Consider the following 5,531-nt stretch of genomic DNA (forward strand, 5'->3'; position numbering starts at 1 on the left):
GTCGCGTCGCTGCGCGATGTCGCTCCGCTCCACCCTTGACAGGCCACCCCGTCACGGAAAGCCAAGAACTGTCGGGCGGCCCCCGGGGGAAGGCAGGGGGGACCGGATCCTCCGCGACTGGATTCCGGGCAATGAGGCAGCGGCCCTGAGTGCGGCCTTGCCGCGCCCTCCGGGCGAACAGACGACGACCACAAGCGACAAGCACGCCCTCAGATCGCTACGTGCTTCTCCGAGAGAAGCGTCTGCGAGCTGTTGTGGGTGGGGGAGCGTCTTGCCTGATCTATCGATTTTCGATAGATTCACATCGTAAGTCGATGGGTTGATGGGTGGCTGGGAGGATGGGTCATGGGGAAATTGGCAGTGAGTGCGCTTCGAGCCGTGCTCGGGGTGTTGCTCACCGGCACCTTGCTCGTTCAGGTGGGGATGGTGTGGGTGCTGGTCACCGGCGCGGACGATGAGGCGCTCCCGCTGACTCCGCTGCGCGTGATCGTCGTCCTGGGCATGTTGGCGGCCCAGGTTGCCCTGGTCAGTGTGTGGCGGTTGGTGACGATGGTGCGACGTGGAACGGTCTTCTCCCACGCGGCCTTCCGATACGTGGACGCCGTGATCGGTGCGATCGTGGCGCTTTCCCTCCTGTGGTTCACGGTCACCGCGATCAACGCGCCCGACCAGCGTGAGGATCCCGGTGTCACCGTCATCATGGGCGGGATCGGCCTGGCCATCTTGGGTGTTGCGCTGATCGTGCTCGTGCTGCGGATGCTGCTCGCCCAAGCCGTCGCGCGCGACGTCGAAGCGTCGCAGATGCAGGCCGAGTTGGATGAGGTTATCTGATGCCGATCGTCGTCGACATCGACGTGATGTTGGCCAGGCGGAAGATGTCCGTGGGTGACCTCGCGGATCGGGTGGGAATCACCCCCGCCAATCTGGCAGTGCTCAAGAACGGCCGCGCCAAGGCGGTGCGCTTCGCGACACTCGCCGCACTCTGTGAGGCACTGGAATGTCAGCCGGGCGACCTGCTCCGCTGGGAGGGCGACGCCCCCACAGACGTCCACCAAGGGCACGTTCGAGGCGCACCTGCGGGCAGTGAGGGGTGAGAACTCGGCGAGACCGAGTAATGGGGGAGGCTGGTGACCGTCCACCCCGAGGCGTAGGTCGCAAACCAACATACAACGGGCATCTTGGAGGGGTATTGAGTCCCCGCCGTCACCTCACCCGACTCCTGCTCGGTGGGCCCGAGCTTCCCCCTCCCGCACCACTCACCGTCCCTCACCAGCCCAAATCAGCCCGCAGACGCTTCTCTCGGAGAAGCGCGTAGCGATCTGAAGGCGTGCTTGTGGCTTGGCGCTTGTGGTCGTTGTCTGTTCGCCCGGAGGGCGCGGCAGAGGCCGCACTCAGAGCCTCCGGCTCATCGCCCGGAACCCCGGTCGGTGGTCCAGGTCCCCCATGCCTTCCCCCGGGGGCCGCCCGACAGTTCTTGGCTTTCCGTGACGGGGTGGCCTGTCAAGGGTGGAGCGGAGCGACATCGCGCAGCGACGCGACGAAGGAGCGCCCTTGACAGGTCGCCCCGGCACGGAGAGACAGTCGAACTGACGGGCAGCCCCCGGAACCTCCCCGACCCCGCCCCACCCGAAGCCCCCGCCCCCGCGGCGAAGCCGCGCCCCCACCCCGCCCAGCCCCCAGCCCCCTCGCCCCCCTACACCAGCCCCCGACTCAACAACCGGGTCGTGCTGCCGTCGGGTTCGGGGATGTCCTTGGTGTGCGTGAAGCCGATGCGGGTCAACAGGGCCAGGGAGGCCGCGTTTTCCGCGGCGACCGTGGCGTGGACCTCGGTCAGGGCGAGGGTGGTGGTGGCGTACGCGATGAGCGCCTCGGCGATCTCGGTGCCAAGGCCCGCGCCCCAGGCGTCGGGGGAGAGGGCGTAGATGATCTCGTGGCCGCCGCTCTCGGGGGTGGGCTTGATTTCGGCGTGGCCCACGAGGCGGCCGTCACGGCGGACGGCCCAGACGTCGAAGAGCTTCGCGGCGTAGACCTTCGTGAAGATCCGCCCGAACAGGGCCCGGTTCTCGGCCTCCGGCACGGGCCCTTCGCCCATCCACCGCGACACCCGCTCGTCCTGGAACAGGGCGACGAAGTCCTCTTCGTCCTCGGGTGCGTACGGGTCCAGGGCGAGGCGTGCGGTGCGCAGGGAGGGAGTCACGCGCACCGACGCTACGCGCCCGCCAGCGCCCCTGGCCAGCGGGTTTAGGCGCGCCTGGTTCAGGCGTGTCGGGAGAGGGCCTCGCGGACGGCCTCGTCCGTGCGGGCCACGAGGGCGGTGCCGTCGTCGGCCGTGATGATCGGGCGCTGGATCAGCTTCGGGTGCGCCGCGAGCTGGGTGATCCAGCGGGCCCGCGCGGCGTCGGTCGCCTCGCGCGGCAGCTCCCGTACGCCGGTCTCCTTGGCGAGCGGGTCGGACGTACGGGTGATGTCCCACGGCTCCAGGCCGAGGCGGTCGAGCACCGCGCGGATCTCGTCCTCGGACGGTACGTCGTCCAGGTAGCGCCGCACCGTGTAGTCGGCGCCCTCGGCGTCGAGGAGGGTGAGCGCGCTGCGGCACTTCGAGCAGGCGGGGTTGATCCAGATCTCCATGGCCGAAGCCTAACGAGGGCGGTCTGGCCAGGGGCTTTTGTCAGTGGTCCCCAGTAAAATCGAAGAAGCACGACAGGAAGCCAACTACCGTTTGGGAGGCTGTAGATGGCCGCTGCCGCGATCATTTCTATGCCCAAGAAGAAGCCACTGCCCGCGGGTCTGCCCCGTGAGTGGTACGAGAGCCACAACCGCCGTCTCAAGGCGATGCGGCTGGCGATTTCCCTGCTCGACACGGGGACGTACGACGCCAAGCGCGCGACGAACCGGAAGATCCGGACGATGGCGGTGCGGGTGGGCATCCACCGGCCGTCCAACGTCACCTGCCGGATGGTCCGGACGTTCATCCGCCAAGCCGGCTGAGCCCCACCGGCCGTCGGTGACGGTGACCCCACTGCGAGCTACGAGCTACGGGCTACGAGCTACGGGCTACGGGCTACGCAGTCCCGGGGGCCTTCGGGAAGCTGACGCCGTATCCCTGCTCCTTGAGCCACGGCAGCAGCTTTCCGAGGGCCTCGACGGACTGGGTGTGGTCACCGTCGCCGTCGTCGAGGGCCAGGTCGACCACCTTTCCGCCGTCCTCGGCCGCGTGGACGAGGTCCGAGGAGACCAGGCCCGGGGCCGGGGCCTCGATGACGGAACCGTTGCTGCCCGGGCTGCCCGTCGCGCCGTCGGCGTCGTCGTCCGTGCCGAGGAAGACCGCGCCGGTCAGCAGCCCGGTGGCGGCCGCGACCGCCACGATCGCGGCCATGCGCCTCTTGTACTTGTGCGGTGCCCTCATGGTCGTTCCCCGGCTTCCGGATCGGTGATGGTGGTGGTGGGTGCGCTGTGATCACCGAGAGAAGCATGAGGAAAGGCCCAAATGGGTTGTTGTCGTTGTTTGGTCACATGATCAGGACCGAGTCGTCACCACCCCCCTTACCGCCCCGTCGCGGCTCCAGGGACGGCCAGGACGAGCAGTGCCACGTCGTCCCGCGGGCCGCCGTCGGTGAAGCGCACCAGGTCCCGCCAGACGGCCTCCGTCAGCCCCGCGAGGTCTGCCGGGGTGCCCGCCAGGAGCGCCGGCACCCGGTCGGCCAGCGGGTAGAACGCGCCGATCGCGTCCCGCGCCTCGGTCACCCCGTCCGTGTACAGCAGCAGCCGGTCGCCGGGGCGCAGGGCCGTGACGCCGATGTGGGGCGGGTCGAGGTCCCAGAGGCCCAGCCCGAGCGGGGGCCCCGGTTCCGCCGCCAGCTCGGTGACCGAGCCGTGGCGCAGCAGCAGGGCCGGCGGGTGACCGCAGGAGACGATCCGTACGAGGTCGAGCGCGGGCGGGAACTCCAGCAGCAGGGCGGTCGCGAACAGCTCGGTGTCCGAGGCGTTCTCGGCGTCGGTGCGCAGGCGCCGGTCCAGGCGGGCCGCGGCCGCCGCCAGGCCGGTGTCGTCGAGCACCGACTCGCGGAACGCGCCGAGCAGCGCCGCCACCGTGGCGACCGCGGCCAGCCCGTGTCCCTGGACGTCCCCGACGAGCGCGCGGACCCCGTGCGGGCCCGCCCGTACGTCGTACAGGTCACCGCCGACCAGGGTGCCGTGCTGGGCCGCCCGGTACAGCCCGGCGCACCGGACCGGGCCCACCTCGGGCGGTGCGGGCGGCAGCACGGCGAGCTGGGCCGCCTCCGCCACCGTCCGGACGCTGACCAGCTGGGCGTCCCGGCGTTTGCGCACCCAGGCGATGACCACGCTGAGCAGGCCGATCGCGGCCACGGTGGCGAGGTCGGTGCCCCGGGCGTGACCGACGCCGAGGCCCGGCAGGCCGAGCAGGGCCAGGACCAGGGCGGCGAAGAACGCGGTGCCGGTCGCTCCGTACGAGAACGCCGCCACCGGGGGCAGTCCGGCCAGGAAGAACCCCAGCTCCACGTTGCCGGGGGTCAGGGCCTGGGCGGCCACGAGCACCGCGAGGGCGACGGCGGGCGCGAAGCGGGCCCAGCGCGGCGGGGGCTCCCCGCGCAGCCAGCCAGCTTGCTCGCGTCCTCGTCTCACCTCTCCACCCTGGTGCCAGGGGCGTGGGCGCGCACGCCGGGCCGGCGCGTGCCGGAGAGTGGACCCGTGACGCACGATGACGAGGGATCGCAGAGCGGGGCCATCAGCACCCGGCTCAACTGGTTGCGGGCCGGGGTGCTCGGGGCCAACGACGGGATCATTTCCACGGCCGGGCTGGTGGTGGGCGTGGCCGGGGCGACGACGAGCCGCTCGGCCATCTTGGCGGCCGGGGTCGCCGGGCTGCTGGCGGGCTCGCTGTCGATGGCGGCGGGGGAGTACGTGTCCGTCAGCTCGCAGCGCGACTCGGAGCGGGCCGCGCTGGAGCTGGAGCGGCGGGAGCTGGCGGAGGATCCGGAGGCGGAGCTGGCGGAGCTGGCCGGGCTGCTGGAGGCGCGCGGCCTGAGCGAGGAGGTGGCGCTGGAGGCCGCGCAGCAGCTGACGGAACGGGACGCCTTGCGGGCGCACGCCCGGGTGGAGCTGGGGATCAACCCGGACGAGCTGGCGAACCCGTGGCACGCGGCGCTGGCGAGCCTGGTCGCGTTCACGATCGGGGCCGTGCTGCCGCTGCTGGCGATCGTGCTGCCGGGGGTGGGGTGGCGGGTGCCGGTGACGGTGGGGGCGGTGTTGTGCGCGCTTGCGCTGTGCGGGTGGGTGAGTGCGCGGTTGGGGGCGGCGGGGGTGTCGCGGGCGGTGCTTCGGAATGTGCTGGGCGGTGCGGTGGCCATGGCCGTGACCTACGCGGTCGGCACCTGGCTGGGTGCCACCTAGCCCTCGCCCTGGGCCGACCCATTTCTGCCCGGCCGAATCCAGCCTCGCCGGGGGGTTGGGGGGGGGGGGCGGGGGGGGCCCGGGGGGGGCCCCCCGGGGGGGGGGCCCGGCGGGGGCCG

At 71.5% G+C, this 5,531-nt stretch carries 8 protein-coding genes; 4 read left to right on the top strand and 4 right to left on the bottom strand.

Features of this window, described 5'->3' with window-relative positions; genetic code table 11:
• The first annotated feature begins 345 nt into the window (after positions 1 to 345).
• Positions 346 to 831 carry a DUF2975 domain-containing protein gene (locus ACIBEA_RS32665; protein WP_399266817.1) on the top strand — a complete coding sequence of 162 codons (486 nt, stop codon included), beginning with the start codon at positions 346 to 348 and terminating at the stop codon, positions 829 to 831.
• Positions 831 to 1,094 carry a helix-turn-helix domain-containing protein gene (locus ACIBEA_RS32670; protein WP_399266818.1) on the top strand — a complete coding sequence of 88 codons (264 nt, stop codon included), beginning with the start codon at positions 831 to 833 and terminating at the stop codon, positions 1,092 to 1,094. Before ACIBEA_RS32665 ends, ACIBEA_RS32670 begins: the two co-directional genes overlap by 1 nt.
• A 599-nt stretch (positions 1,095 to 1,693) precedes the next feature.
• On the opposite strand, the gene ACIBEA_RS32675 is transcribed toward ACIBEA_RS32670, so the two are convergent.
• Together ACIBEA_RS32675 and ACIBEA_RS32680 are read right to left on the bottom strand one after the other, a co-directional pair.
• Positions 1,694 to 2,197, bottom strand: coding sequence for a GNAT family N-acetyltransferase (locus ACIBEA_RS32675; RefSeq protein ID WP_399266819.1), 504 nt, complete (start codon positions 2,195 to 2,197; stop codon positions 1,694 to 1,696).
• 59 nt (positions 2,198 to 2,256) lie between these two features.
• Positions 2,257 to 2,628 (bottom strand): ArsC/Spx/MgsR family protein, encoded by a 372-nt coding sequence (locus ACIBEA_RS32680; RefSeq protein ID WP_399266820.1) that lies wholly within the window; start codon positions 2,626 to 2,628, stop codon positions 2,257 to 2,259.
• A gap of 105 nt (positions 2,629 to 2,733) precedes the next feature.
• Between ACIBEA_RS32680 and ACIBEA_RS32685 the strand changes: the two genes are divergently transcribed.
• Complete coding sequence (locus ACIBEA_RS32685) at positions 2,734 to 2,988, top strand: hypothetical protein (RefSeq protein ID WP_354383481.1); 255 nt, start codon at positions 2,734 to 2,736, stop codon at positions 2,986 to 2,988.
• Positions 2,989 to 3,061: 73 nt separating this feature from the next.
• On the opposite strand, the gene ACIBEA_RS32690 is transcribed toward ACIBEA_RS32685, so the two are convergent.
• A complete protein-coding gene (locus ACIBEA_RS32690) occupies positions 3,062 to 3,406 on the bottom strand; it encodes a hypothetical protein (RefSeq protein WP_399266821.1) in 345 nt (114 codons plus the stop codon).
• Positions 3,407 to 3,543: 137 nt separating this feature from the next.
• On the bottom strand, positions 3,544 to 4,644 hold the full coding sequence (locus ACIBEA_RS32695) for a PP2C family protein-serine/threonine phosphatase (RefSeq protein ID WP_399266822.1): 1,101 nt from the start codon (positions 4,642 to 4,644) through the stop codon (positions 3,544 to 3,546).
• Between the two features lie 66 nt (positions 4,645 to 4,710).
• Here ACIBEA_RS32695 and ACIBEA_RS32700 point away from each other — a divergent pair, with 66 nt between their 5' ends.
• A complete protein-coding gene (locus ACIBEA_RS32700; protein ID WP_399266823.1) occupies positions 4,711 to 5,412 on the top strand; it encodes a VIT family protein in 702 nt (233 codons plus the stop codon).
• The last annotated feature ends 119 nt before the right edge of the window (positions 5,413 to 5,531 follow it).

The sequence above is a fragment of the Streptomyces sp. NPDC051555 genome, from assembly GCF_044454405.1.
Lineage (GTDB): Bacteria > Actinomycetota > Actinomycetes > Streptomycetales > Streptomycetaceae > Streptomyces.

Excerpts from the sequence above, each read along its gene's own strand:
- ACIBEA_RS32665 (WP_399266817.1), top strand. The coding sequence starts at position 346 with ATGGGGAAATTGGCAGTGAGTGCGCTTCGAGCCGTGCTCGGGGTGTTG.
- ACIBEA_RS32670 (WP_399266818.1), top strand. The coding sequence starts at position 831 with ATGCCGATCGTCGTCGACATCGACGTGATGTTGGCCAGGCGGAAGATG.
- ACIBEA_RS32680 (WP_399266820.1), bottom strand. The coding sequence starts at position 2,628 with ATGGAGATCTGGATCAACCCCGCCTGCTCGAAGTGCCGCAGCGCGCTC.
- ACIBEA_RS32685 (WP_354383481.1), top strand. The coding sequence starts at position 2,734 with ATGGCCGCTGCCGCGATCATTTCTATGCCCAAGAAGAAGCCACTGCCC.
- ACIBEA_RS32690 (WP_399266821.1), bottom strand. The coding sequence starts at position 3,406 with ATGAGGGCACCGCACAAGTACAAGAGGCGCATGGCCGCGATCGTGGCG.